This is a genomic window from Pseudoclavibacter sp. 8L (assembly GCF_902506465.1).
Taxonomy (GTDB): domain Bacteria; phylum Actinomycetota; class Actinomycetes; order Actinomycetales; family Microbacteriaceae; genus Pseudoclavibacter.
In genome coordinates this window covers 1243679-1270566 of the sequence record NZ_LR733185.1, presented here as the reverse complement: position 1 = coordinate 1270566, position 26888 = coordinate 1243679, and the positions used below count along the sequence as shown (strand labels likewise).

The window sequence follows — 26888 nt, the reverse complement described above, 5'->3', positions numbered from 1 at the left end:
CTTGTGGAGTTGCTGGCGGGGGAGGGGCGGATGGGTTGGGAAGGAAGGAAGGAAGGGAAGTGGCGGGGAGCGGATGGATGGCGAGCGGCGATCAGCGGGAGCTGTACGGGACGGAGTCGGCGCGACGGGCGTGACCCCGAGGCGCAGAAGTCAGCGAGATGCGGGCTCGTGACGCTGGGAGCCTGCGTCTGGCTCACTCTTGCTGGGTCTGGTTACTGCTACTGCTACTGCCCTGCTGCGTCCGGGTCGTTCCTGCTGCGTCGGGTTACTCCTGCTGCAGGGGAGCAGGGAGGGCGGATGGGGCAGAGGCTTCCGTCGACGCGCTCTCCCACGCGCCCCACAGGCGGGCGTACTCGCCGCGGAGGCGGAGCAGCTCGCCGTGACTGCCCTGCTCCACGATGCGTCCGCGCCGCATGACGACGATGCGGTCGGCGACACGGGCCTGCGACAGCCGATGCGCGACGACCACCGAGGTGCGCCCGCGCGTTGCGGCCGTCAGGGCCGCGTCGAGGCCCAGCGGGTCGTCGCCCCCGCCCTCAGCCGTCGCCTCGTCGAGCACGACGATGGCCGGGTCGCGCAACAGCACCCGCGCGAGCGCGAGCTGCTGCGCGGCGGCGCCATCGAGCGCGAGACCGGATGCGCCCACCCGCGTTTCGAGTCCCGCATCCAGGTCGAGCAGCCAGTCGGCCCCCACCGCGCGCACCGCCGCCTCGAGGTCCTCGGCGCTCGCCGACGGAGCCCCGAGCCTCAGGTTCTCAGCGATCGTCGCCGCGAACACGTGGAGCTCCTGCGTGACAAGCACGACATTCGCGTCCCGCTCGCGTGACGCCGCGGGCCGCCCGTGCACCGTCACGCTTCCGCTCGTCGGATCAAACGCTCCGACGATGAGCTGCGCGAGGGTGCTCTTCCCCGATCCGCTCTCGCCGACCAGCGCCACCCGTTCGCCCGGCGCGACGCGCAGGCTCACGTCAGCGAGCTGCATCCGCTGCCCGTCGTAGCTGAAATCGACCGATTCGACGACGATCGCGGGGGAACCCGCGGCGACTCCCGTGCCATCTTCGCCTTCGTTTTCACCCGCTTCGTCTCCAACCGCTTCGTCTCCGCCTCCGCGGAGCGCCCCCGCTTCATCCCGTCCGTCGTGGTCGCGCGCGCCGACGACCCCGACGAGCCTCGCGAGGCCGACCCCGGCGAGCTGCAGCTCGTCGATGCTCGAGAGCAGCGAGCCGATGGGGCCGAACAGGGCGAGGAAGTAGAGGGCCGCCGCCGTCGCGCCGCCGATGGACACCACGCCCGCGTGCACGAGCCAGAAGCTCACGGTGAGGATCGCCGCGACGCCCAGGTACTCGCCCGTGTTGAGGTGGGCGAAGAACGTCGTGCGGATGCGTGCCGCCTCGTACTGCAGGTCGATGGATCGCAGGCTGCGCGCATCCACCTCGGCGATCTGGCGGCGTTGCCTGCGGTGGGCGCGGATCGTGTCCGCCCCGCTCACCCCCTCGATGATGACCTGCCCGCGCTCCGCCTCGGCGACCCGCATCTCCGTGTACACGGGGCGGGAACGGCGGATGAACGAGCGCGTCGCGAGCACCTGCACGGGAACGGCGACGAGTGCCGCGAGGCCGAGCCACGGGTTGATGGCGGCGATCCCGGCGAGCGACAGCACGATCATGAACGACGACTGCGTCACCGCTGGCAGCACGCCGGAGGCGGCTTCGGTGACCGACTCGACGTCGCCGGTCACGCGCGAGACGATGTCGGACGAGTCAGAGCTCTCGGCCTGACCGGCCCGCATGCCGAGGACGACGCTCATCGCGTCCTCGCGGAGCCCGCTCACGAGCTCCTGCACGAGCGCCACGAGGAGGCGGATGCCCGCGTAGGCGAGCAGCGCCGAGACGCACGTCACGACGAGCAGCAGGATTCCGGGCAGCACCAGCGCCTGGACACCCGCGCTGCTGGTCACGAGGTCGACGAGCCAGCCCAGGAGCCGCGGGACCAGGAGCGTCGACGAGGAGCCGCCGAGGAGCAGCAGGACCACGGCGAAGATCCGAGGACGGGATGCGCGCAGCCGGTCAGCTGTGGCGCGCGCCGTCTCGCGGCCGGACGCGATAGGTAGGAGCGTGGCTGTGGCTGTGGCTGTGGCTGTGGCTGTGGCTGTGGCTGCTGCGTGCGGTGCGTCGTGGCTCATCGGCGTGCCAGTTCCTCGTCGGGGCTCGTGGCTGGGGTGTCGGGGTCGGTGTCGCGCTGAGCCTGAGCCTGGGCCTGGGCCTGGGGCTGGGGCTGTGGCTGCGTCTCGTTCTGGGACTCGGGCCGGGGCTGCGTGTCGGGACCTGCGGCGGTGGAGGCGTTCTGGGGTTCGGGTCGTCGAGCTTCGGCTGGTCGGGCGTCGCCTGGTCGAGCGTCGCCCGTCGTGCGCGACGAGTGCGCCTCGACGTCCACGACGCGGTCGCAGGCTGCGAGCAGCAGGGGGCTGCGGGTGATGAGCACGGTGGTCGCGGGGTGGGCGCGGAGGGACTCCGCGATGCGCGCCTCGGTTGCCGGGTCGAGCGCGGAGGCGGGCTCGTCGAGCACCAGGACCTGTGCCTCGCTCGCGAACGCGCGGGCCAGGAGGACGCGCTGACGCTGTCCGCCGGAGAGGCGCCTGCCGCGCTCGCCGAGCTGGCGGTGCCAGCCGAGCGCGGTGACCTCGGTGAGGGCGGCGCGTTCCGCGGCCGACTCGAGGTCCGGGTCGATTCCGGGGCCGACACCAGCGCCAGCTCCGGTGTCTGCACCTGCACCTGCACCTGCAGCCGCCGCAGCCGATCCCGCTCCGGTTGCGGCGCCCGGATCTGCACCCGCTCCCGTATGGTCATCCGCATCCACGAGCAGGTTCTCGTGGAGCGTCGCCGAGAAGACCGTCGCGTCGTGGGGCGGCGCGAAGACGAGGTGTCGGTAGGCGTCCGGTCCGATGGTGTGGGCGTCCAGCCCGGCCACGGTCACCTCGCCGGCCTCGAGGGGAACTCGGTAGGCGAGCATGGAGGCGAGCGCGCGGGCGGCTGCCGGGGTTGCCGGACGGAGACCGACGAGCGTGCCAGGGGCCACGTCGATGTCAGTGCCGTCGGGCGCCCGCCATGTGAAGGCCGCGGGGGCCTTGTGGGTGGAACGGACAGCCTCCGCCAGGCCCACGCCGCCGACGTGCGTGTCCTCGACGGGCACCGCGTGCTCCTCGCTGAGCACCGCGACGATGCGCACCGCGGATGCGCGCTTGTGCAGCCAGTTCGACGCGAACGTGCCGACGTGTGCGAGGGAGCCCTGCAGGTACTGGCCGAGGCCGACGACGGCGACGAGCTCTCCGAGCGTGATCTGCCCGAGGGTGGCAAGGGCGGCGGCTGAGAATGCGAGGGCGGCGAGGAACGCGCCGGACGCGATGCCGCTCACAGCGAGGTAGCGCTGGATGCCGCGGTTGGACGCGATCGCGCCCGTCTTCGCTTCGGCACTCGCGTCGAGGTACCGGCGGGTGGCTTGCGGCTGGGCTCGGATGCCGCGAATGATGCGCAGTCCTGCGACGAGGTCGGTCGCCACGTCGCTTGCCGCGCTCGCGGACGCCTGCTCGCGAGCGCCGCGGGCTTCGATGGGCTTCGAAGCCGCGTGCATGCCGACGAGGATCAGCACGGAAGCCGCGAGGACACCGACGCCCAGAGGGACCGAGATCGCGAGCAGCGCCGCCGACGAGACGAGGATCGCGGCGGTGCTCGCGCCCTGCTGCACGACCGACCAGGAGACGCCCGCGACCCGGTAGCTGTCCGAGGTCGTGATCTGCAGCAGCTCGCCGGGACTGCGGCGGCTCGTCACGCCGTTCGGGTGCAGGACGCGGGTCAGGAGCGAGCGCCGCAGCTCGAGCTCGCCGTGCCCGTAGACGCGCACCATGAGCCTCGCCGCCCAGCGGTACGAGAAGGAGAGGACGACGAAGTTGGCGAGGAGGATGCCCAGCCAGAGCGCGAGCTGCGCGGCGTCGTTCGTGACGATGGCCCGGTCGATGATGACGCCCACGAGGACGGGGACAAGCGCCTCCGCAGCCTCATGCACGATGTAGCCGAGCGTCGCGAGGGTGAGCTTCCAGCCGCGTCCTGACGCGAAGAGCGCGTCCCGCATGACGGATGCGGGGGTCGGGGTTCGGGGGTTCTCACGGGGCATCAGTCGATAGTAAGGTTCACCTAAGTCCCGTTAGTGATGCGTTCGGCCAACTTCTGTTGCGTTCCGGACAACCAGGAGATGCACCGTGTTCCAGGCGCTCGAGCTCAGCCCCGCACCATCGACCCTTGAGGTCCGTCCGGTCGGCATTCCCACTCCCTTCCTCCTCACGACGGCCGTGCTCGACGGCTCGAACCTCGGAGACCGGGTGCCGCACGTGCATCCAGAGGGCATGATCATGTGGCCGTCGCGGGGGAGCGTTGTGGTGCTCGTCGAGGGTGCTCTGCGCACGCTCGCCGTCGGCCAGGGCATCTGGGTGCCGCCCTTCACGCCCCACACCATGGAGGTCGACGCCTCGTCGGTCGGGTGCTGCACGTACTTCACGAGCGAGGTCGCCCCCGACTGGCATGCCGTCGGCACTGTGCAGCTGGGCGCCGCGTTCCGCGAGCTGCTGCTGCACCTCGCCGAGTCGCCCATGGAGACCGATCAGCGTCTCCGCGCGCAGGCCGTCGTCATCGAGCTCCTCCCCGAGGCGACGAGCTACGTCGAGACCGTTCCCGTACCCCGCGATGAGCGCCTCGAACCGCTCGTGCGCCGAGTCCTCAGCGACCCCGCCGACGACCGAGGCGTCGAAGCGTGGGCGTGGCAGCTGTCGCTCAGCGTGCGCACGATCGCCCGCATCTTCGCGGCAGAGGTCGGCATGACGTTCTCGCACTGGCGGACCATGGTGCGTATGGCGGCGGCAGCGCGGATGCTCGCCGACGATCTGCCCGTCGGCACCGTCGCCGGGCGCGTCGGCTACGCCACGACCAGCGCGTTCAGTGCGGCCTTCCGGCGCGCCATGGGCTCGAAGCCCAGCGATTGGCGGCCGTAGCTCGTCTCGTTCGAAGCCGGTGCAGGAGCGCGACAGATCCTGACCTCAACGCGACGCTGACCATCCATACGCTCTGAGACTGTCGAGCGAATGGAGAACCCATGGAGTCAGAGCAGTACAGCATCTCGCGGCGGTGGATGCGCACCCTCGCGATCGGAACGGCGGCGGTGATCGCCCTCGCCGGTTGCGCATCCGGTGCCGCGGAGGCGGGAACCGGTGGCGCCGTCATCGCGACCCCAGCAGAGGAGGGTGCCCTTCCGGCGACGATCGGTCACGTCTTCGGTGAGACCACCGTGCGCGACGCTCCGGAACGGGTCGTGACGATCGGCTGGGCGACGCAGGACGTGGTCGCCGCGTTCGGCACGGTTCCGGTGCTCACGCCTGATGTGTGGGGTGGAGATGAGGAGGGGTTCTCGCCCTGGTTCCGCGCGGAAGTCGAAGAACTCGGAGGTGAGTTGCCCGAGATCCTCGCCTACAACGACGCCGGTGAGCTCGACTTCGAGCAGATCCTCGCCCTCGAACCGGATCTCATCCTGGCTCCGTACTCCGGAATCATCGAGACCGAGTACAACCGCCTCAGCGAGATCGCACCAACTGTCGCCTACCCCGAGCGATCCTGGGCGGCTGAGTCGTGGCAGTCGCTGGTTGAGGTCGTGGGCGACGCTCTCGGGCAACCCGGCAAGGCCGACACGATCATCGCCGAATCGGAGCGGGTCATATCGGCAGCGGCCGATGTGAATCCGCGGTTCGCGGACCACAGTGTCGTCTACGGTGTCAGCCTCACCGACGGTGCCACTGAAGCGGGCATCTACATCCCGAGCGATCTGCGCGTGCGGTTCCTCCTGGACCTCGGCCTTCAGAACACGCCGGGCCTCGACCACGTCATGGCCGGCGTCGAGGGGGAGAACTGGTACGGCTCGGTGAGCCTCGAGGAGCTCGATGGGGTGCCGGCAGACCTGTACGTCGCGTGGACCACGAGTCCCGAGGAGACGGCGTACATGCTCGATCACCCGACGTTCAAGCTCTGGGAGCCGATCTCCGAGGGGCACTTCCTGATCCTCGAGGATGCGGCGCTCGAGAACGCCGTGCAAGCGCCGACGCCGCTCTCGATTCCGTATGCCGTTGACGGCATGGTGCCGCTCATCAACGCGGCGCTGGACGGCGAATCGGTTCCCGCGCGCAACTAGAACTAGCACTCCAGCTGGCAGCTGCGAGGCGCGACGCGTGAGCGCCGTGCGGCCCGGTCAGTCTTCGGTGTCGCGGCGCAGGGGGCCCGGCAGGAAGTGCATCTGCTCGAGTCGGCCGTATTTGACGACAAGCGCCTCGACGAGGTCGCGCTGGTCTTCGTCGTCGATGCGGATCTGCGTGTGCCCGTTGTACAGGAGCAGGTCGTGGGCGTTGGAGAAGATGAGGCGCTCCCAGCGGCTCGACCAGAGCCTGCGCCCCCGTTCGTCGAACGCGACGACGTCGTCCGCGGTGAGGGTCATCATCGCGACGCCATCGCTGCCGCGCACGATGAGGCCGACGGGGAACTCGCTCTTCTCGTAGTCCTCGAAGTAGGCGTTGAAGCCCACCAGGGCCAGCGGATACACGGAGCGAAGCTCACGGGAGACCCTGGAGACCCGCAGCTGTCGCGTCTCTGCTTGCTCTGCTGGCTTGGCTGGCGAACCGTCGGCCCCGGTCTCGTCCCCGCTATCGGTGTCGCCCTCGGCTGGGGCGGCGACTGGGGTGGACGGATGCTCCTCGACGGGAACGGCGACGAGCTTCCCGGGCTTGTGGCTCTCGACCCACAGCTCCCAGAGGCGCTGCTCGTTCGCCGGGAACGACCCACTCGAGGTGACGAACGGCTGGTCCCTGCCGATGACGCGGTGCGTGTACTGCCAGAGCGGGAGGCGCTTCGGGCGGGGGCGGATGCTGAGATCGCCGAACACGACGATCGCACCGATCGCGATGGCCGCGAGCACGAAGATGGCGAGCAGCCCCCCGAACAGCTCGTCTTGATTCACCTTCGAAGAGTAGCGCGGCGAGGGGGTGCCCGCGCGACGCTTCGGGTGGCAGGAATGCGATGCCGAGTGACCGCGGAGCGATACGCCGCCTCCGTAAGCTCGGTGTGTTCTGAGGTTAGCCTTACCTCTAGTGCCTGCACTTGTGTCGAATGGAGCCACCTTGACCTCGACTGTCACCCGTCGCTTGTCCACCTCGTCCCGTCCCGCCCCGCGACGCTCGACGCATCGCCGCTGGACCGGAGCGCTCGCCGCCGCTACCGTCACGGTCCTCGCGCTCGCGGGCTGCGCATCCGGTGACGCCGCAGCGGCTGACGGAGTGACGGCGACGGCAGCCGAGGAGGGCGCCCTGCCCGTCACGATGACGCACGTCTTCGGCGAGACCACGATCTCGGAAGCGCCAGAGCGGGTCGTGACGATCGGCTGGGCGACGCAGGACGTCGTCGCCGCGTTCGGCACCGTGCCGGTCGGGATTCCCGAGACGTGGGGCGGCGACGAGGAAGGCTATTCGCCGTGGTTCCGCGCGGAGGTCGAGGAGCTTGGCGGCACCATGCCGGAGATCCTCAACTACAACGACGCGAACGAGCTCGACTTCGAGCAGATCCTCACGCTCGAGCCCGACGTGATCCTGGCCCCGCACTCCGGCCTCACCGAGGTCGAGTACAACCGCCTCACCGAGATCGCTCCGACGGTCGCGTACCCCGAGAAGCCGTGGGCCTCCGAGTCCTGGCAGTCGCTCGTCGAGATCGTCGGCGACAGCCTCGGCCAGCCCGCGAAGGCCGACGAGATCATCGCCGAGACGCAGGGCCATCTCGACACCGTCAAGGAGGAGAACCCGCGGTTCGCCGACACGACCTTCGCGTACGGGCTCACCCTCAGCGATGGGGCGACGGAGGCCGGCATCTACATCCCGAGCGACCTGCGGGTGCAGTTCCTCACCGAGCTGGGCCTCAAGAACACCCCGGCCATGGACACGGTGCTCGGCACCGTCGAGGGCGACAACTGGTACGGCGCCGTGAGCCTCGAGGAACTCGACACCATCCCCGCCGACATCTTCGTCGCCTGGTCGAACAGCCAGGAAGAGCTCGACTACACGCTCAACCACCCCACGTTCAAGCTGTGGGAGCCCATCGCCACCGGCCATTACCTGTTCCTCGAGAGCGAGCCGCTCGCCATGGCGACCAACGCGCCCACGCCCCTCTCCATCCCGTGGGCCATCGACGAGTTCGTTCCCATGCTGAACTCGGCCATCGACGGCAACGGGGTCGGAGGCGCGGAATGACCGCCCTCACCGAAGCCGGAACCGGAACCGAAACCGGAACCGAATCCGAGACAGCCGCGAGCGGCTACGTCGAGCGCATCCACCGCGCCGTCGTGACGGGCGTGCGGCAGCTCGGGCCCGGGATGCTCCGGGTCACGTTCGGCGGCGACGACCTGCTCGACTACCCCACGACGGGGATCGGCGACGAGTACGTGCGCCTCTTCTTCCCCGACGAGGCGCACCTCGAGCCGCGCCTGCCGTTCGTCTCCGGCCGCGGCTGGGACTACGAGGAGGGCGTCGAGCCCTCGCAGATGCGCACGTACACGATCCGCGACCACCGGCCTGGTGAGATCGACATCGACTTCGTCGTGCACGAGGGCGGGATCGCGAGCACGTGGGTGCTCGGCGCGAAGCCCGGCTACGTGCTCGGCATCAACCCGCCGCGCGACCTGTACGCGCTGCCCGAGGGCGTCGCCAAGCAGGTACTCATCTGCGACGAGCCGGCCCTGCCTGCCGCGCTGCGCATCGCCGAGCTGACGCCGCACGTCGAGACGGAGATCGTCTGCGAGATCCGGGATGCAGGCTACGAGCTGTTCCCGTCGGTCGACCTCAAGGCGGCGCACTGGGTGCGCGGCTCCGGCAACGGCCACCGGCCGAGCCGCCTCGTCGAGGCCGTGCGCCGCCTCGACATTCCGAACGACGGCAGCGTCTACGTGTGGGTGGCCGGCGAGACGCGCGTCACGCGCGAGGTGCGCAGCCACCTCCGCCACACGCTCGGTCTCCCCGGCTCCGCGTACAAGGTCGTCGGCTACTGGACGTACGAAGTCGAGGCCTGGTCGGCGAAGTGGGAGGCACTCGACGAGTCGATCAAGCAGCAGATCATGGACCTCTACGGCGAGACCGGCGACGGCGAACCGGAGATGGATGAGGAGACCCGCATGGACGAGGTCTTCCGCATCTACGCCTCGGTCGGCCTCTAGCCGCGCCGTGGCGACGATCAGCACGGCGGGTCCGAGCGTCGGGGCGGCTCGCTCGAACCCCCGGGACCCCAGCGGGAGCGGCCTGGCGAGCAGCAACGCCAAGCGCACCCTCGCGCTTGTCGTCGCCCTCGCGGTGCTCGCCGGCACGGTCGTGCTGAGCATCTTCGTCGGCGCGCGAGCCATCTCGCCCGAGGTGGTTTGGGAGAGTCTGCTCGGCTCGCGCGCCACCGAAGAACACGTCATGGTGCTCGACCTGCGCATCCCGCGGACCCTCGTGGGGCTTGTCGTCGGGCCCGCGCTCGGGCTGTGCGGCGCCCTCATCCAGGCGTTCACCCGCAACCCGCTCGCCGACCCCGGCATCCTCGGCGTCAATGCCGGCGCGAGCTTCGTCGTGACGCTCGCGGTCGGCCTCTTCGGCTTCACCGCTCCCGGCCAGTACGTGTGGTTCGCGCTCATCGGGGCGTTCCTCGCGACCATGCTCGTCTACGCGATGGGTTCTGTCGGCGGCGGCAAGGCGACGCCCCTGACCCTCACGCTCGCAGGCGTTGCGATCAGCGCCGTGCTCGGCGGCTTCACCTCGGCGATCGTGCTGAAGAACATCGAGGCCCTCAACGTGACACGGTTCTGGGGAGTCGGGTCCATCGGCGGACGGTCGATGGACGTGGTGCTCACGTGCCTGCCCCTCATCATCGTCGGGGTGGTGCTCGCGCTGTTCTGCGCCCGCTCCCTCAACGCGCTGTCGCTGGGTGACGAGCTCGCGGCCTCGCTCGGGGTGCGCATCCGCTCGACCCGAGTGCTCGTCGTCATCGCCGTGACGCTGCTCGCCGGCACCGCCGTCGCGATCGCCGGCCCGATCGGCTTCGTCGGCCTCATGGTGCCGCACGTCGTGCGCTGGTTCGTCGGGCCCGACCAGCGCTGGATCATCGTCATGTCGATCGTCATGTCGCCCATCCTGCTGCTGGCCGCCGACATTCTCGGCCGCATCGTGCTGCCGTCCGGAGAGCTGCGGGTCGGGCTCGTGACCGCGATCATCGGAGCACCCGTGCTCATCGGCCTCGTGCGCCGCAAGAAGGTGAGCGGACTGTGACCGCGACACGGGAGGGAACTGTCGCCGTCGCCGCCGAGGCTGCTGCCCGGGGCATCGACTTCGGCGACCGCACCTACGCCGTGCGCTTCGGCCGCTTCTCCAACCTCCACCGCCGCCGCGCGGTCGTCGTGTGCGCCGCGATCGTCGTCACCGTGCTGGCGCTCGGCATCGTCTCGCTCGGCTACGGCACGCTCGCCCTCTCGCCCTGGGAGGTACTGACGGCGCTCTTCGACGCGGATGCGTCCAGGGCGCACCGGCTCGTCGTGTTCGAGTGGCGCCTTCCGCGGTTCCTGTTCGCCGTGCTGGCCGGCCTCGCGCTCGGCGCAAGCGGCGCGATCTTCCAGTCGATCACCCGCAACCCGCTCGGATCCCCCGACATCATCGGCTTCTCGACGGGCTCCTACACGGGCGCGATCATCGTGATGCTCTGGATCGGCTCGACCTCGTACTACGCCATCGGAGCGGGGGCCCTGCTCGGCGGGGCCGTCGTCGCGGCGGCCGTCTACCTGCTTGCCTACCGGAAGGGACTTCGTCCGTTCCGGCTCATCATCGTGGGCATCGGCGCGAGCGCCATGCTCGCGTCTCTCAACGCGCTCATGATGATGCGGGTCAGCCAGGAGCAGGCGATGCTCGCCGCCGTCTGGGGCTCCGGCTCGCTGAGTGCGCTCGGCTACGCGCAGCTGCTGCCGGCGACGCTCATCTTCGCCGCGCTGGTCGTGGGATGCGGGTTCCTCGGGCGTCCGCTCGCGGCGCTCGAGGTGGGTGACGACGCGGCCCTGTCGCTCGGCGTGCATGCGAACCGCACGCGCGCGTTCTCGACCCTCGTCGGGGTCGCGCTGACGGCGCTCGTCACGGCTGCGGCCGGACCCATCTCGTTCATCTCCCTCGCCGCCCCGCAGATCGCGCGCCGGCTCACCAAGGGTGCCAGCCTGCAGCTCCTGCCGTCGGCGCTCGTGGGCGCGCTCCTCCTCGTCTCCGCCGACCTCGTCGCGCAGCTCGTCGACCTCCCAGTCGGCGTGCTCACCGTCTGCGTCGGCGGCATCTACCTCGCCTGGCTGCTCGTGCACGAGCAGACCACGAAGAAGGGACGTCAGTGATGACGATCGAAGCGGATACAGCGAGCAAGGCGGGCCCCGGGGTGGGGCTGGTCGCGGCAGAGCTCAAGGCCACCTCCGTGCACGTCGGCTACGACGAGCAGCCCATCATCGAGGGCCTCGACTTCGAGGTGCCGGCGCATTCGTTCACCGTCATCATCGGGCCGAACGCGTGCGGCAAGTCGACGCTGCTGAAGGCCCTCGCCCGGCTCCTCAAGCCGAGCGAGGGCAGTGTGCTGCTCGATGGCAGCGACATCTTCACGCTCAAGACGAAGGACGTCGCGAAGCGCCTCGGCCTGCTGCCGCAGACGTCGCTCGCCCCTGAGGGCATCAGGGTCGCCGACCTCGTCGCGCGCGGCCGGTTCCCGCATCAGGGCATGTTCGACCGCTGGTCGGAGGCCGACGAGCGCGCCGTCACCGACGCGATGGCCGCGACGCGGGTGGATGCACTGTCGTCGCGGTTCGTGGATGAGCTGTCCGGCGGTCAGCGGCAGCGCGTGTGGGTCGCGATGGCGCTCGCGCAGGAAGCGCCGGTGCTCCTGCTCGACGAGCCCACGACGTTCCTCGACATCTCCCACCAGTACGAGCTGCTCGAGCTGTTCCGGCGGCTCCGCGGCGAGGGGCGCACGCTGGTCGCCGTGCTGCACGACCTCAACCAGGCGGCCCGCTTCGCGACGCACCTCGTGGTCATGCGCGACGGCGAGATCGTCGCCCAGGGCAAGCCGGGCGAGGTGCTCACGGCAGAGCTCGTCGAGGACGTCTTCTCGCTGCCCTGCCGCATCATCGACGACCCCGAGACCGGCACGCCGCTCGTGATTCCCCGCGAAGGCGTGTGGACGGAGTAGCGGGAACGGTTGGCCGAGCAGCGCGGTCGACAGAGATGATGGACTGCGCAACGAACTGACCGCGCGCGCTCGACCTGGGCTGCGCGTGCTGCCCCGAGCCGAACGGAGTCGATGATGACGAAACTGAACGCGACGAGCATCCCGTGGGGTGACGGTCACTGGACCAACGAGCCGGTTGCCGCGAAGGCGAGCGAGGATGGGCTCCGCGTCACCGCCGTGGAGGGCAGCGACGCGTGGCGCACCACGTCCTACGGGTTCGTCCACGACTCCGAGCACGCCCTCCTGCGGTCGTTCGAGCAGGATTCCGCCGTGGAGGTGGAGTTCGTCGTGGACTTCACCGAGCAGTTCGACCAGGCAGGGATCTTCCTCAGGGTCGACGACGAGACCTGGATCAAGGCCGGCATCGAGGTGAGCGACGGGCAGGAGCAGCTGGGGGCCGTGGTCACGAGGTCCGAGTCGGATTGGTCGCTGGCTCCAGTGCCCGAGTGGGGTGGCCGCCGTGTCACGGTGCGCGCGAGCCGGGAGGGCAACGCCGTCACCATCCGCGCCCGGGTGGACGCCGAGCCGTGGCGCCTCGTTCGAGTGGCACCGCTGGCGGCCGATGCGCTCGTGGCGGCCGGCCCATTCTGCTGCGCGCCGTCGCGGAGCGGCTTGGTGGTGCACTTCACCGCGTGGCGGACGACGCCGGCGGACGACTCGCTGCACCCGTGAGGCAACGGCCCGCTGGGGCTCCCGTCTCGGGATGCGACAGCGGGCCGTGCTTACCTGCGGACCGTGTTCTCCTGTGGCCGAGCTACCCGACCGCGTTGGGGATGATGACGAGGATCAGCCAGCAGAGCAGCGGGGCGATCGCGACGACGGCGACTGCGTTGAGCAGCAGGTGCTTGTAGAAGACCCGGCGGTCGATGCCCTGCGCGTTCGCGAGCACCAGCGCGCCGTTCGTGGAGAACGGTGAGACGTCGACGACGGTGGCCGAGATGGAGAGCGCCGCGACGACTCCCACGATGGGGAGTGCGCCCATCTCGAGCAGCGGCATCGCCAGGGGGATGATCGCCGTCAGGAGTGCGGTGGAGGAGGCGAAGGCCGACGTCAGGCCGATCACGTAGCAGAGCACCAGTGCGACGACGATCGGAGCTCCGATGAGGAGGGCCATGTCGGCGAGGTGATCGATTGTGCCGAGCTCCTGAAGGATCGACACGTAGGTGATCATGCCGGAGACCAGGAGCACGGTGGACCAGCTGATACCGACGATCGCGTCGCTCTGCTTCTTCAGATCGGTGAAGGCCAGCACGATGCCCGCCGCGATGGCGATGAAGCTGATCGGCAGGTGGAAGAGCAGGACAAGGACCAGGATCACGGCGATCAGCGCGAGCGTGAGCGCCTGGACGCGGTTCGCCTTCGAAGGCCCTTCGTCGTCGATGTCGTGGGCGCCGGCGGTGGTGATGGAGCCGGTCGCCGTGTACTCGAGTGTGCGCACCCGGCTCGCGACGGCGTAGACCACGACGGTCAGGATCGACAGGAGGGTGTTGATGCCGTAGCTGGCGAAGAAGAGCGACCAGGGCTCGATGGCGAGGCCGTTTCCCTCGACGAGGTCGCGCACGATGATCCCAGAGACCGAGATCGGCGAGAACGCCCCGGCGTGGGCGCCGTTGATGGTCATGATGCCCATCACCAGCGGGCTCATGCGGCTGCGGGCTGCGAACGTCATCGCGGCGGGTGCGATCAGGGCCACGGCGGCCGGGCTGAACGTGCCGAGCGCGGTCAGGAACGATGCGACCGCGAAGAAGACCCAGGGGATGAGGGAGACGCGGCCCCGCACTGCGCGGATGCACACGTTGACTAAGAGGTCGATCGTGCCGTTCTTCTTGGCCATGCCGAAGAAGTACGTGACGCCCACGATCGTGAGCACGATCGAGCCGGGGAACGCGGACAGGATCTCCTTGTCGTCGAAGCCGAGGTAGATGGCTCCGACGGCGAAGGCTCCGACGAACCCGAGGAAGCCGATGTTGATGGGGAAGATCGTGGCGATCACGAACATCGCGATCAGTGCGATGAGAGGAAGGATTTCAGTGGACGACATTGTCACGCTTTCGGATCAGGATGGAGAATATGCCAGTGGAGGCGTGCTCACCGCACGTAGAGCTGCGAGTCGGCGAGCCGGCGGGCAGCGCGTCGCAGGAGGACGCGTGAGCCGTCTGCGGAGATCTCGACCTCGCAGCGGAGGGTGCCGCCGAGCGTGCCGATGGTGATCACCCGGACGTCGAGGGTCGAAGTGGCGGACGCAGCATTCGCTGGCTGGCCGACTGGTCCGAGGACCGAGTCGGTGGCGGTCGTCGCGAGCGCGATGGCCACCGCGCTGGTCAGGCCGATGGTCGGATGCGGGTTGTTCATCGAGAGCATGCGGACCGAGACGTCGTAGTCGCTGGCGCTGACCGGCTCCCCGAGCGACGTCACGTAGTCGACGGGCGGGCCGACGATGCCGACCTTCGGGATCGCGTCGAAGGCCTCGTCGATGGAGGGCGCGATGCCCATCGCAACGGCGGCGCGGGCGCGGATCTTGCGCAGCATGGGAACGTACTGGCGCACCTGCTCCTCGGTCGCGGCGGCCGAGACGCCGAGCGAGTCTGCCTCGACAAGCGCGACCGGGGCTCCGGCATCCGCCATCGAGACCGCGACAGTGAGTCCGTCGACGGTGAGCTCGTCACGGTGGTTGCCTGTGGGCCAGAGGCTTCCCGTGGTCGAGCCGACCGGGTTGATGAAGGCGAGGTCGACGGCGGTGCCGGCTCCCCGGACACCGGGGACGCTCACGGTCGCCTCGTGCTCCTCCGTGTCCACCCGGGCGGTCACCTCGGCGCCCGTGTTGAGGTTGCGCATCCGCACCTCGGTGCTCGGAGCCCCGTGCGCGAGGTCGAAGGTGTCGACGGCCCAGAGTGCGACCGCGGTGGCGCAGTTCCCGCAGTTGCTGCCCCACTCGACGACGGATTCGCCGACGGCGACCTGCGCGAAGAGGTAGTCGATGTCGAAGGAGGGGTCGGCGCTCCTCGACACGATGGCGGCCTTCGAGGTGACAGAGGTGCCGCCGCCGACGCCGTCGAGCTGCCGCGGGTCCTGCGCGCCGAACGTGTCGATGAGCAGTGCGGTCAGCGCCGCTCGGTCCGCAGGGACGTCGCGGGAGTCGAAGATCCAGCACTTGCTGGTGCCGCCTCGCATGAGGGTTGCTGGGGTTTGCATCGTGGAGCCTTTCGTCTGACTCCCTCCAAGCTAGGAAGCGAAAGGCTTCACGTAAATTGAATGTTGCTACGCTCGGCTTTAGCAGACCTGAAAGGTGAGTCATGTCGGACCTCTTCGATGCCGCAACCCTGTCCCTGCTCTTGGACGTCGTGGATGCTGGCAGCATCACCTCGGGAGCCGAGCGCGCGAACATGACGGTGTCCGCCGCCTCGCAGCGCATCACCAAGCTCGAGAAGTCGATCGGCCAGCCCGTCCTCGTCCGCCTTCCCCGGGGTGTGCAGGTGACGGAAGCCGGGGCCGTGCTGGTCGAGCGCGCGAGACTCTTCCGGCGAGAGATGCGAGCCGCGAGGGGCGACCTCGAGGCGCTTCGAGGTCTCGAGCGCGGCACCGTCCGCCTCGGCTCGTTCCCCACCGTGAGCGCGTCACTGCTCTCCGATGCGCTCAAGAGCTTCCATCACTCGCAGCCGAGCATCACCGTGCAGGTGCGGTCAGCGCTTCGGCCGCGGCTCGTCGAGATGCTGCACAGCAGCGAGGTGGAGCTCGCGCTCATGTGGAGCTACGCCTGGACGGAGGCGGCCGAGCAGTCGCTGTCGCTCGTGCCGGTCGCCACGGATCGGACGGTGCTCCTGGTCGCGGCCGACTCCGAGATCGAGGACAACGTGACCGTCAGGTCGCTGCGTTCGGCCCAGTGGATCATCCGCAACGACCGGCATCCTGCCTCGGAGGTGCTGTTCCGAGCCTGCGCGGCGGCGAGGTTCGAGCCGCGAGTCGTCTACGAGGCGCACGACTACCAGGAGATCGAGGCGATGGTGGCGGCCGGTGTGGGGATCGCGATGGTGCCGGAGCTCGCGATCGCGCACCACCGGCCGGACGTGAAGATGGTCCGCTTCGCCGGTCGCGACGAGGTGCCGTCCCGTTCCATCACGATCGCGTCGCTCGCGCGGCGGCAGTACACGCCGGCGATGTACGCCATCTCGCGGGCGATCCACGACGCGGCGCGGAGTATCGCGCAGCGGGGCCAGGTCCAGCGGGTGTGACCGCGGCGCGGCATGCCGAGGGGAGGTGCCACGGGGTGGCGCCGTTGGCCCTCTCCGAACAAGAGCGGCGCCACCTCGTGGTCGTCGTTCGGTGCCACCGCGAAGAGCCGCGGCGGCACCGGCCGCGGCGGCACCGAGGTCGCTCGAGAACCGCCGGGTCTACAGGCCCTGCGCGAGGCGGTAGTAGGACTGGTTCCAGCGCACTTCCTTGCTGAACTCGCGCAGGGTGGTGTCGGCGTCGATGCGCAGCAGCTCGGTCTTCGCGATGGTCGCGAAGTCCTCGAACACGTCGATGCCGACGGCGGTCGACATGACCGTGTGGTGGGCTGCGCCGGCCGTGAGCCAGGCGGCGGCCGACACCTCGAACGAGGGCTCCGGCTGCCACACGGCGCGGCCGACGGGCAGCTTCGGCAGGGGAGCGGTGGGCTCCACGACTTCGACGACGTTCGCGACGAGGCGGAAGCGGTCGCGCATGTCGCTGAGCGCGACGACGACCGCGGGGCCCGGGTCGGCGGTGAAGACGAGGCGCACGGGGTCGTCCTTGCCGCCGATGCCGAGCGGGTGCACCTCAAGGGTCGGCTTGGCGGTTGTGAGGGAGGGGCTCACCTCGAGCATGTGCGCGCCCAGGATGAGCTCGCTGCCCTCGGTGAGGTCGTACGTGTAGTCCTCCATGAGGCTCGCCCCGCCGGGCAGGCCGGCGCCCATGACGTTCGCGGCCCGCACGAGGATGGCCGTCTTCCAGTCGCCCTCGGCACCGAAGCCATAGCCCTCGGCCATGAGGCGCTGCACGGCCAGCCCCGGGAGCTGCTTGAGCGCCCCGAGGTCCTCGAAGCTCGTCGTGAACGCGCTGAAGCCGCCGGCCTCGAGGAAGGAGCGCAGGCCAAGCTCGATGGCCGCGCCGTCGCGCAGCGACTGGTGGCGCTCGGCGCCGAGCCGCAGCTCGGGGGCGACGTCGTAGAGCTCCTCGTACTCGGCGACCAGTGCATCCACCGCCCCGTCGTCGACCGCGTCCACGGCGTCGGCGAGCTCGTTGACGCCCCACGTGTTGACCTGCACGCCGAAGCGCAGCTCGGCCTCGGTCTTGTCTCCCTCGGTGACCGCGACGAAGCGCATGTTGTCGCCGAAGCGCGCGAGCTTCATGGTGCGCACGGCCTGCCAGGCGGCCGCGGCGCGCGACCAGCTGTCGATCTGCCGCGTCACGCTCGCGCTGGAGGCGTGGCCGACAACCGTCTTGCGGGGGATGCCGAGGCGGGTCTGGATGTACCCGAACTCGCGGTCGCCGTGCGCGGCCTGGTTGAGGTTCATGAAGTCGAAGTCGATGTCGGCCCATGGCAGCTCCACGTTGGCCTGCGTGTGCAGGTGCAGGAGCGGCTTCGCGAGCGCGTCGAGGCCCTGGATCCACATCTTCGCGGGGCTGAAGGTGTGCATCCACGCGACGATGCCGATGACGTTGTCGTTCGAGTTGACCTCGAGGGCAGCGCGGCGGATGGCGTCGGAGTCGGTGAGCACCGGCTTCCAGACGATCTTCACGGGCGTGTTCGGCGACTCGTTGAGGGTCCGGACGATGCCCTGCGACTGCTCGGCGACCTGACGCAGCGTCTCCTCGCCGTAGAGGCCCTGGCTGCCGGTGAAGAACCAGATCTCGGCTGCGTCGAAGGAAGTGGTGAGTGCGCTCAACTGAGGGCTCCTGTCGGGTCTTGTCCGTAGACGTTCTGGTAGCGGTCGAATAGCGCGTCGACGGCCTGCTGGGGGATGGCGTCGGGGATGCCGAGCTGCCGGGAGATGTGCACGGTGCGGGCGACGTCCTCGACCATGACGGCCGCCTTCACGGCGTCGCGGGCGTCCTTGCCGATCGTGAACGGCCCGTGGTTCTTCATGAGCACCGCCCGCGAGCGGTGCCCGCGCAGCGTCTCGACGATGCCGCGGCCGATCGAGTCGTCGCCGATGATCGCGAACGGTCCGACGGGGATCTCCCCGCCGAACTCATCCGCCATCGCCGTGATGACGCACGGGATGGGCTCGCCCCGCGCCGCCCACGCCACGGCGTAGTCGGAGTGCGTGTGCACGACCCCGCCCACCTCTGGCATGTTGCGGTACACATAGGCGTGCGCCGCGGTGTCGCTCGAGGGGGAGCGATCGGAGCCGGGAGTGCCGGGCACGACCTCGCCGTCGAGGGTGCAGAGGATCATGTTGTCGGCACTCAGCTGGTCGTAGCTGACGCCGGACGGCTTGATGACGAACAGCTCCGTGCCCGGCACGCGGCCGGAGATGTTGCCGCCCGTCCAGACGACGAGCCCGTAGCGGACGAGCTCGTCGTGCAGCGAGGCGACCTCGGCGCGGACCTTGTCGATGCTCGCCTGAGTTTCAGGCGTGATGATCTGCGTCTGGATGCTCACGCGTTGACCTCCTCGCGGGTTGCCGGGGCTGGGGCACCGGATGCACTGGCGAGCGCCGCGCGGCGGCGTTGTTTGAGGCGCTTCATGACCTGGTTCGCGCCCCGCCCGAAATGGTCGTGGAGTTCGTCGTACTCGGCGTACAGCTCGTCGTACGCGGCAGCCGCCTCGGGATTCGGGACGTACCTGGCGCGGGTCACGCGCCCCATGGCGGCGGCCGCGGCGCGCGCATCCGGGTACGCGCCTGCGGCGATCGCCGCGTGGATGGCGGATCCGAGCGCCGGCCCCTGCGCGCTGTCGATCGTGGAGATCGGCAGACCGAGGATGTCGCTGTAGGTCTGCATGAGGAACGCGTTCTTGAGCAGTCCGCCGGCCGCGATGAACTCCGTCACGGGAACCCCGGAGGCGTTGAACGTCTCGACGATCTTGCGCGTGCCGAAGGCCGTCGACTCGAGCAGGGCGCGGTAGACGTCCTCCGCCTTCGTCGCGAGCGTCGCACCGACCAGCAGGCCGGAGAGCTCGTGGTCGACGAGCACGGAGCGGTTGCCGCTGTGCCAGTCGAGCGCGATGAGGCCGTGCGCGCCGACGGGCTGCGCTGCCGCGAGGTTGGTGAGGTGCTCGTGCACGGAGATGCCGAGTTCGGCCGCGGCGCGCTCGTAGCGGGCGGGCACCTGGTTCTCGACGTACCAGGCGAAGATGTCGCCGACGCCAGACTGGCCGGCCTCGTAGCCGTAGAGGCCCGCGACGATTCCGCCGTCCACGACCCCGCACATCCCCGGCACCTCGGCGAGGGTGTCTGAGCTCATGACGTGGCAGGTGGAGGTGCCCATGATGGCGACCATCTGGCCCGGCTCGGTCGCGGCCGCTGCCGGGGCGGTGACGTGCGCGTCGACGTTGCCGACCGCGACTGCGATGCCCTCTGGCAGTCCCGTCCACGCCGCGGCTTCCGCCGAGAGCGTGCCGGCGGCGTCGCCGAGCTGGCCGATCTCGTGGGCCAGCTTGGCCTCCGCGAAGTCGGCGAATTCGGGGTTGAGAGCGGCGAGGAACTCGCGGCTGGGGTACTCGCCGTCCTGCAGGATGCCCTTGTAGCCGGCGGTGCAGGCGTTGCGGATGTACGTGCCCGTGAGCTGCCAGACGATCCAGTCGGCCGCCTCGACCCAGTGGTCCATCGCGGCGTACACCTCGGAGTCCTCCTCGAGGAGCTGGAGGCCCTTCGCGAACTCCCACTCGCTCGAGATGAGGCCGCCGTACCGGGGCAGCCATTTCTCGCCCCTGAGCTCGGCGAGGTCGTTGATGCGGTCGGCGTGCGGCTGCGCTGCGTGGTGCTTCCAGAGCTTCACATACGCGTGGGGGCGCGTCTCGAAGCCGGCGACCTCGTTGAGCGGGGTGCCGTCGGCGAGCGTCGGCACCATGGTGCAGGCCGTGAAGTCGGTGCCGATGCCGATGACATCCGCCGCGTCGATGCCAGCGTCTGCGATGGCGGCGGGCACGGCGACCTTGAGGACGTCGACGTAGTCGCTCGGCACCTGCAGCGCCCACTCGGGCGGGAGCTGCTCACCCGTCGTCGGGAGCCGCTCGTCGACCACGGCGTGCGGGTACGGCAGCTCGCCGACGCCGAGCTCGGCGCCGTCACGGACGCGGACGACGACCGCCCGGCCGGACAGGGTGCCGTAGTCGACGCCGATGACGTAGCGATCCGCGGTGTCTGCGCTCGGACGATCGGCGTCCTGCATGCGCGATTCCGAGTTCGTCGAATGACTCATCCTGGCGGTCTCCTTTGGCTCGACCGGATGTAATGTGATCGATCACACCATGTAGAGGCCGTGAGCGCAAGCCCAGAGTTGTGGACGCGGCCCGGCTAGCTCTCGAGGGTCATCCGACGAGTCGAGGCGCGGCTGATCAGCTTCGGCAGCACGTTCGGGATGCCCTCATCGCCGTCGAGGAGTCGCGCGACGCACTGGGCCCCAGCAGCGGCGAAATGCTGCCGAACGGTGGTCAGCGGCGGCCAGAAGTGCGCGGCCTCCGGGATGTCGTCGAAGCCCACGACGCTCAGGTCGTCCGGGACGGAGACTCCGGCATCGTGCGCCGCATGGAGCACGCCGAGGGCGGTCTGATCGTTCGCGCAGAACACGGCCGTCGCCTTCGATTCGAAGATCTGAGCCGCGGCCAGATAGCCGGCGCCGGGGGACCAGTCCCTGGCGTCGATGTGTCGCGGAACCAGGCCCCGTGACTCCATCTCGAGGCGGAAGCCCCGGAGGCGGGAGGTTGCGTCGATCCAATCGCTGGGGCCGGCGAGGTGCACCACGTCGATGTGCCCCAGGTCGAGGAGGTGGGCCGTCGCAACGCGCGCTCCCTGGAGTTGATCCTGAGCCAGGTCGGCCCCTCCCTCGGTGGCCCATGCTTGCAGCGTCACGAACGGGATGCCCGAATTCATGGAGCTCAGGGCCTCGAGGAGGGGGGTCTGCGGAGCGACCGCGACGATGCCCTCGACGTTGAGGCTCGCCAGGTTCCCGAGGGCCTCTTCGATCGACGCGACATCGAAGCCGTCCGTCTGCTCGACGATCGTCGTGTATCCCCGTGCCCGTGCGGCCTCCGTGATGGCGATGATGCTCGACGACGGGCCGTACTCGCCGCTCGCGGTCGAGAGCACCCCGAGAGTTCGGCTGCGCTTCGAGGAAAGTGCCCTCGCGGCGAGGTTCGGCCGGTAGTTCAGCTCGCCCATCGCATCCAGCACTTTCTGCCGAGTGGACGGGCGGACGCTCGAATGGTCGTTGAGGACCCTCGAGACGGTCTGGTGGGACACCCCGGCGGCACGCGCGACGTCGAACACGCTTGCAGCCCGCTTGGGCTTCATCGCATCCACAGGTCCGTTCGTCATTCCGCAATTATGCCCACAGCCAGCGAGTGCCGGTGTCCGAATAACGATTAAGATTGCCGGTTGCGCTCCCAGTATGTGATCGATAACATTTCGGCAGATGCGAGGAAGCATCCCACGGCGCAGCGTCACGAAGGCCCAGGCACGAGTGAACTGCTCTCAACGAGGAGAGACAAGCGTGAACAAGTCAACGATCAAGACCATCGCCGGGATCGCGATGGCAGGAGCACTCACTCTGAGCATGGCGGCCTGCTCCGGAGGTTCAGGAGACGCGGCCGCCGGCAGCGACGGGGAACTCATCACCGTCGGCTTCGTCGCCGTCGGACCAGAAGGCGGCTGGCGCACCGCGAACGAGCAGAACATCCAGGACTCGTTCTCCACCGAGAACGGCTTCGAGCTGAAGTACGCACCCGCGACCAACGGGGACCAGAACTCGCAGATCACCGCATTCACCTCGTTCATCGACGAGGGCGTCGACGCCATCCTGCTCTCCGCCACGGAAGCCACCGGCTGGGAGAGCGTCCTCGAACGGGCCCAGGAGGCCGAGATCCCCGTCATCCTCCTGGACCGCGGCATCGAGCCGAACGACGAAGCCCTCTACACGAGCCACATCGCCCCCGACAACGTGGGGATCAGCTCAGCAGCAGCCGAGTGGGCGAACGGGCAGTTCGCAGACGGAGGCAACTACGTCGTGCTCGAAGGTCCTCCCGGACTCTCCGTCGTCAACGACCGCAACATGGGCTGGGACGAGAGCATCGACCCGAAGCTGACGAAGCTCGAGAGCCAGTCGGCGAACTGGTCGACCGAAGAGGCCAAGAGCGTCTTCGAGACGATCCTCAAGTCGAACAGCAACGACGTGCAGCTCGTCTTCGCACAGAACGACGAGATGGGACTCGGCGCAGCCCTCGCCGTCGAAGAAGCAGGACTCAAGCCAGGCACCGACGTGAAGATCATCACGATCGACGGCACCAAGGCCGCCCTCGAAGCGCTCGCAGCTGGCCGCCTGTCCTTCGTCGCCGAATACAACCCGCTCTTCGGTGACGTCGCCGTCGACGTCGTGAAGTCCGCGGTCGCCGGCGAGAGCGTCGAGAAGAACATCGTCGTCGAGAGCGTGACCTTCGACTCGCCGGAGGCCGCGACCACCGCCCTCCCCGACCGCAAGTACTGACAGCGCTCGTGCCCCGGCGCGCCGCCGCTCTCTCGGCGGCGCACCGGGCGCGCCCACCCCAGTCACTCGACGCCGGCCACCGGCAGAACGCTAGGCGATCATGGCAGCGAACCAGCCAATCGTTGAGATGAGCGGCATCTCAATCGAGTTCCCCGGAGTGAAAGCACTCCAAGACGTGAACTTCCGACTCTTCCCCGGCGAAGTGCACACCCTCATGGGCGAGAACGGCGCGGGGAAGTCCACCCTCATCAAGGCCCTCACCGGCGTCTACAAGATCGACGCAGGCGCCATCCTGATCGGCGGCGAGGAGCGGCAGCTCAGGGGCACGGCAGACGCCCAAGCCGCAGGCATCTCCACGGTCTACCAAGAGGTGAACCTCTGCGACAACCTCTCCATCGGGGAGAACGTGATGCTCGGGCACGAAGTGCGGGGGCCCCTCGGAATCAACTGGCGCAAGACGAACGCGGCAGCGCGCGACGCACTCGCAGCGCTCGGGCTCGACCACCTCGACCCGAAGCGCTCGCTCTCGAGCATCTCGCTCGCGATGCAGCAGCTCGTCGCGATCAGCCGAGCGATGGTCATCAGATCGAAGGTCCTCATCCTCGACGAGCCGACGTCGAGCCTCGACGCGCAGGAAGTGGAAGGGCTGTTCGCCGTCATCCGCCAGCTTCGCGAGCAGGGGGTCGCGATCCTGTTCGTCTCCCACTTCCTCGACCAGGTGTACGCGATCAGCGACCGGCTGACCGTGCTCCGCAACGGACAGTTCGTCGGCGAGTACGCCACCGCCGCCCTCAGCAGAAGCGATCTCATCTCGAAGATGATCGGCAAGGAGTTCTCGACCCTCGAGTCGCTGGGCGCCAACCGACGGGTCGACGCCCGAGACAGCGACGACGTCCCCCTCTACAGTGCTCAGGGCATCGGTCGAAAAGGCTCCATCGATCCCGTCGACATCGAGGTCCACCGCGGAGAGGTCGTCGGTCTCGCCGGACTGCTCGGATCGGGACGCACCGAGCTCGGGCGCCTGATCTACGGGGCGGACAAGCCAGACGCCGGAACGGCCCACCTGAACGGGTCGCCCGTCGAGGTGCATTCGCCCGCCGCCGCGCTCGGCAAGCACATCGCCTTCTCGACCGAGAACCGTCGAGACGAGGGCATCGTGGGTGACCTCACCGTTCGCGAGAACCTGATCCTCGCCGTCCAGGCCAGACGAGGCTGGGCTCGCCCGCTGTCCAGAAGAGAGCAGAACGAGCTCTGCGCCAAGTACCTGACCGAGCTCAACGTCCGCCCCGCCGACCCGGAGCGCGCCATCCGCAACCTCTCCGGAGGCAACCAGCAGAAGGTGCTCCTCGGGCGCTGGCTCGCCACGAAGCCCGAGCTGCTCATCCTGGACGAGCCGACCCGCGGCATCGACGTGGGAGCCAAGGCCGAGATCCAGGAGACCATCGCGCAGCTCGCCGAAGACGGCATGTCGGTCATCTTCATCTCGTCGGAGCTCGACGAGGTGGTCAGGCTCAGCGAGCGGATCGTCGTCCTCAAGGACCACAGGAAGATCGCGGAGATCGCCAACGGCCCCGACGTCACCGCGGACCTCATCGTCCAGACCATCGCAGCCGACGGAGTCGACACGCAGCTGCCGGGCACCCCGTCCACCCCACCCGCATCCACTGACGTCGAGGGAGCCCACGCATGAGCCAGACCACGGCCGCGCTCGGCACACCGACCACCGACGGCCCCGCCGAACCGCCCCAACGCCGACGAGCCACCGACCACCCGGTGCGCGGCGCACTTCGACAGCCCTACATCTGGGCGGTCGTCGCACTCGTGCTGCTCATCATCGTCAATCTGATCAAGGACCCGGGCTACCTGGGCATCTCGGTCAACCAGGCGACCGGTGACCTCAACGGCAACATCATCGACATCCTCCGCGCAAGCGCACCCGTCATGATGATCGCCGTCGGCATGACCCTCGTGATCGCCACGCGCGGCATCGACCTGTCCGTCGGCTCCGTCATGGCCGTGGCGGGTGCCGTCTCGATGGAGTTCATGGCGTCCGCGCAGAACTCCTTCGGCTCGGCGCTGACCGCCATCGGCCTCGCGCTGCTCATCAGCGCGCTCCTCGGCACCGTCAACGGACTCCTCGTCTCCGTGGTCGGCCTGCAGCCCTTCATCACCACGCTCATCATGATGCTCGCCGGGCGCGGGCTCGCGAAGGTCATCACCGCCGGCCAGAACACGTCGGCGAGCAACGACTCGTTCCGCTGGATCGCCAACGGCACGATCGGCGGGTTCCCAGTGATCTTCGTGCTCGCCGTCGGCATCGTCGTCCTCGTCGCACTGCTCGTGCGACGCACCGCGCTCGGCCTCATGATCGAGTCCATCGGCATCAACCCCAAGGCCTCCCGCATGGCGGGCATCCGCCCCATCGGGCTGCTCTTCTTCGTCTACATCTCGAGCGCGATCCTCGCGGGCGTCGCGGGCATCCTCAGCACGGCCACCGTCATGACGGTCGAAGTCGCCAAGACAGGGTCGGCGTCGGAGATGGATGCGATCCTCGCCGTCGTCATCGGCGGCACGTCGCTCGCCGGAGGCAAGTTCTCGCTCACGGGCAGCGTCATCGGCGCCCTGCTCATCGCGACGCTGGACAAGACCGTCGTGTTCCTCTCCATCCCATCCTCAGCAACGCCCGCGTTCAAGGCGATCGTGATCGTCCTCGTCTGCCTCCTGCAGTCGCAGCGCGTCCGCGACTTCTTCAAACGGCGACGAGCCAAGACCCCCACCGGACCCGCGAGTTCCGCACCAGCGCAGAAGGCGGTTGCCGCATGACCACCATCGTCGAACAGACCAGCGAGGTCACCAGGCTCGCGAAGTTCAAGCCGAACCTCGACTCCCTCCCGACGCTCGCCGCCGTGGTCATCTTCGTCGGGATGCTCGCATATGGGGAACTCGCGTACGGCGGGATCCTTCAGTTCAGCACCCTCTCCAACCTCCTCATCAACAACGCGTACCTCATCGTCCTCGCCATCGGACTGACCTTCGTCATCCTGACCGGCGGCATCGACCTCTCCGTCGGCGCGGTCATCGCCGTCAGCAGCCTGGTCGGGGTCATGCTCTCCAGCGCAGGCCTCCCCGCGATCCTCGTGATCGTGCTGATGGTCGGCATCGGCTCGCTCTTCGGCCTCGCCTCCGGAATCCTCATCCACTACTTCCGAGTGCAGCCGTTCATCGCGACCCTCGCGATGATGTTCCTCGCCCGCGGGCTCGCCTCGATGCTCAGCACCGAGCCCCAGCGACTCGCGGACGACTCGCCCATCCGCGGACTCTCCACCGAGATCAAGATCATCGACGGGCCGAAGATCAACGACCTCGTCGTCACCCCCGCTGTCGTCATCGCGGTTCTCCTCGTCGGTGTCGCCTTCTTCATCCTGCACCGCACCCGCTTCGGGCGGACCGTCTACGCCATGGGAGGCTCGGAGCAGTCCGCGCTGCTCATGGGACTCCCCGTCGCGCGAACGAAGATCATGATCTACGTCATCAGCGGCACCCTCGCAGGCATCGCGGCAGTGCTCTACACCTCGAAGCTCGGGATCGCGCAGAACATCACGGGCGTCGGATGGGAACTCGACGCGATCGCCGCGGTCATCATCGGCGGCACGCTGCTGACCGGCGGCGGTGGGTTCGTGCTCGGCTCAGTGGTCGGCGCCCTCGTGCTCGGGCTCATGAACGTCCTCATCACTCGCGACGGCAGTATCCCTCCGGAGGCGACGACGATCATCACTGGCGGCATCCTGCTCGTGTTCGTGCTGCTGCAGCGGGCCGTCACCTCCCGGAAGCGGCGAACGCAATAGCGGCGGGCGCTGTGCCTGGCGAGCCTCCCTG

At 68.9% G+C, this 26888-nt stretch carries 22 protein-coding genes; 13 read left to right on the top strand and 9 right to left on the bottom strand.

The features are described from left to right. Positions 1-265: 265 nt before the first annotated feature. Positions 266-2182 (bottom strand): ABC transporter ATP-binding protein, encoded by a 1917-nt coding sequence (locus tag GV007_RS05965; RefSeq protein ID WP_201297584.1) that lies wholly within the window; start codon positions 2180-2182, stop codon positions 266-268. Next, on the bottom strand, positions 2179-4167 hold the full coding sequence (locus GV007_RS05955; protein WP_201297582.1) for an ABC transporter transmembrane domain-containing protein: 1989 nt from the start codon (positions 4165-4167) through the stop codon (positions 2179-2181). The genes GV007_RS05965 and GV007_RS05955 overlap by 4 nt, the downstream gene beginning before the upstream one ends. A gap of 85 nt (positions 4168-4252) precedes the next feature. Between GV007_RS05955 and GV007_RS05950 the strand changes: the two genes are divergently transcribed. Together GV007_RS05950 and GV007_RS05945 are read left to right on the top strand one after the other, a co-directional pair. Next, the gene (locus GV007_RS05950) at positions 4253-5038 is read left to right on the top strand and encodes a helix-turn-helix domain-containing protein (protein ID WP_160071380.1); all 786 of its coding nucleotides are present in this window, start codon (positions 4253-4255) and stop codon (positions 5036-5038) included. A 101-nt stretch (positions 5039-5139) separates the two neighbouring features. Continuing rightward, positions 5140-6225: an ABC transporter substrate-binding protein gene (locus GV007_RS05945; protein WP_160071379.1), complete on the top strand. Its 1086-nt coding sequence runs from the start codon at positions 5140-5142 to the stop codon at positions 6223-6225. Positions 6226-6282: 57 nt separating this feature from the next. On the opposite strand, the gene GV007_RS05940 is transcribed toward GV007_RS05945, so the two are convergent. Beyond that, positions 6283-7044, bottom strand: coding sequence for a hypothetical protein (locus GV007_RS05940; protein WP_160071378.1), 762 nt, complete (start codon positions 7042-7044; stop codon positions 6283-6285). A 160-nt stretch (positions 7045-7204) separates the two neighbouring features. Between GV007_RS05940 and GV007_RS05935 the strand changes: the two genes are divergently transcribed. From GV007_RS05935 to GV007_RS05910, 6 genes are all read left to right on the top strand, one after another. Beyond that, positions 7205-8323 (top strand): ABC transporter substrate-binding protein, encoded by a 1119-nt coding sequence (locus tag GV007_RS05935; RefSeq protein WP_201297580.1) that lies wholly within the window; start codon positions 7205-7207, stop codon positions 8321-8323. Next, positions 8320-9282 (top strand): siderophore-interacting protein, encoded by a 963-nt coding sequence (locus tag GV007_RS05930; protein WP_160071377.1) that lies wholly within the window; start codon positions 8320-8322, stop codon positions 9280-9282. The genes GV007_RS05935 and GV007_RS05930 overlap by 4 nt, the downstream gene beginning before the upstream one ends. Positions 9283-9289: 7 nt before the next feature. Beyond that, a complete protein-coding gene (locus GV007_RS05925; protein WP_236558351.1) occupies positions 9290-10369 on the top strand; it encodes a FecCD family ABC transporter permease in 1080 nt (359 codons plus the stop codon). Next, a complete protein-coding gene (locus GV007_RS05920) occupies positions 10366-11466 on the top strand; it encodes a FecCD family ABC transporter permease (protein ID WP_236558350.1) in 1101 nt (366 codons plus the stop codon). Before GV007_RS05925 ends, GV007_RS05920 begins: the two co-directional genes overlap by 4 nt. Beyond that, positions 11466-12308 carry an ABC transporter ATP-binding protein gene (locus GV007_RS05915; protein ID WP_160071597.1) on the top strand — a complete coding sequence of 281 codons (843 nt, stop codon included), beginning with the start codon at positions 11466-11468 and terminating at the stop codon, positions 12306-12308. Before GV007_RS05920 ends, GV007_RS05915 begins: the two co-directional genes overlap by 1 nt. 114 nt (positions 12309-12422) lie before the next feature. Beyond that, positions 12423-13019, top strand: a complete 597-nt coding sequence (locus GV007_RS05910) for a DUF1349 domain-containing protein (protein WP_160071375.1) — start codon at positions 12423-12425, stop codon at positions 13017-13019. Positions 13020-13101: 82 nt separating this feature from the next. Here GV007_RS05910 and GV007_RS05905 read toward each other — a convergent pair whose 3' ends face one another. Together GV007_RS05905 and GV007_RS05900 are read right to left on the bottom strand one after the other, a co-directional pair. After that, positions 13102-14388: an SLC13 family permease gene (locus GV007_RS05905; protein WP_160071374.1), complete on the bottom strand. Its 1287-nt coding sequence runs from the start codon at positions 14386-14388 to the stop codon at positions 13102-13104. 47 nt (positions 14389-14435) lie between these two features. Then, positions 14436-15539, bottom strand: a complete 1104-nt coding sequence (locus GV007_RS05900; RefSeq protein ID WP_160071373.1) for a PrpF domain-containing protein — start codon at positions 15537-15539, stop codon at positions 14436-14438. 101 nt (positions 15540-15640) lie between these two features. On the opposite strand from GV007_RS05900, the gene GV007_RS05895 reads away from it, so the two are divergent. Next, positions 15641-16576: a LysR family transcriptional regulator gene (locus tag GV007_RS05895; RefSeq protein ID WP_160071372.1), complete on the top strand. Its 936-nt coding sequence runs from the start codon at positions 15641-15643 to the stop codon at positions 16574-16576. Positions 16577-16735: 159 nt separating this feature from the next. Here GV007_RS05895 and araA read toward each other — a convergent pair whose 3' ends face one another. The 4 genes from araA to GV007_RS05875 all read right to left on the bottom strand — a co-directional run bounded on the left by araA (position 16736) and on the right by GV007_RS05875 (position 21847). Then, positions 16736-18253: an L-arabinose isomerase gene (gene araA, locus GV007_RS05890; protein ID WP_160071371.1), complete on the bottom strand. Its 1518-nt coding sequence runs from the start codon at positions 18251-18253 to the stop codon at positions 16736-16738. Beyond that, the gene (locus GV007_RS05885) at positions 18250-18972 is read right to left on the bottom strand and encodes an L-ribulose-5-phosphate 4-epimerase (protein ID WP_236558349.1); all 723 of its coding nucleotides are present in this window, start codon (positions 18970-18972) and stop codon (positions 18250-18252) included. The genes araA and GV007_RS05885 overlap by 4 nt, the downstream gene beginning before the upstream one ends. Then, positions 18969-20702 carry a ribulokinase gene (gene araB / locus GV007_RS05880; protein WP_160071595.1) on the bottom strand — a complete coding sequence of 578 codons (1734 nt, stop codon included), beginning with the start codon at positions 20700-20702 and terminating at the stop codon, positions 18969-18971. Before araB ends, GV007_RS05885 begins: the two co-directional genes overlap by 4 nt. A gap of 125 nt (positions 20703-20827) precedes the next feature. After that, entirely contained in the window at positions 20828-21847 is a 1020-nt protein-coding gene (locus GV007_RS05875; protein WP_228502274.1) for a LacI family DNA-binding transcriptional regulator, read from the bottom strand. Between the two features lie 175 nt (positions 21848-22022). Between GV007_RS05875 and GV007_RS05870 the strand changes: the two genes are divergently transcribed. From GV007_RS05870 to GV007_RS05855, 4 genes are all read left to right on the top strand, one after another. After that, on the top strand, positions 22023-23012 hold the full coding sequence (locus tag GV007_RS05870; RefSeq protein ID WP_328809438.1) for an ABC transporter substrate-binding protein: 990 nt from the start codon (positions 22023-22025) through the stop codon (positions 23010-23012). Positions 23013-23112: 100 nt separating this feature from the next. After that, positions 23113-24702 (top strand): sugar ABC transporter ATP-binding protein, encoded by a 1590-nt coding sequence (locus GV007_RS05865; RefSeq protein WP_160071369.1) that lies wholly within the window; start codon positions 23113-23115, stop codon positions 24700-24702. Beyond that, positions 24699-25835: an ABC transporter permease gene (locus GV007_RS05860; protein WP_160071368.1), complete on the top strand. Its 1137-nt coding sequence runs from the start codon at positions 24699-24701 to the stop codon at positions 25833-25835. Before GV007_RS05865 ends, GV007_RS05860 begins: the two co-directional genes overlap by 4 nt. Then, positions 25832-26857: an ABC transporter permease gene (locus GV007_RS05855; protein ID WP_160071367.1), complete on the top strand. Its 1026-nt coding sequence runs from the start codon at positions 25832-25834 to the stop codon at positions 26855-26857. Before GV007_RS05860 ends, GV007_RS05855 begins: the two co-directional genes overlap by 4 nt. Positions 26858-26888: the final 31 nt, after the last annotated feature.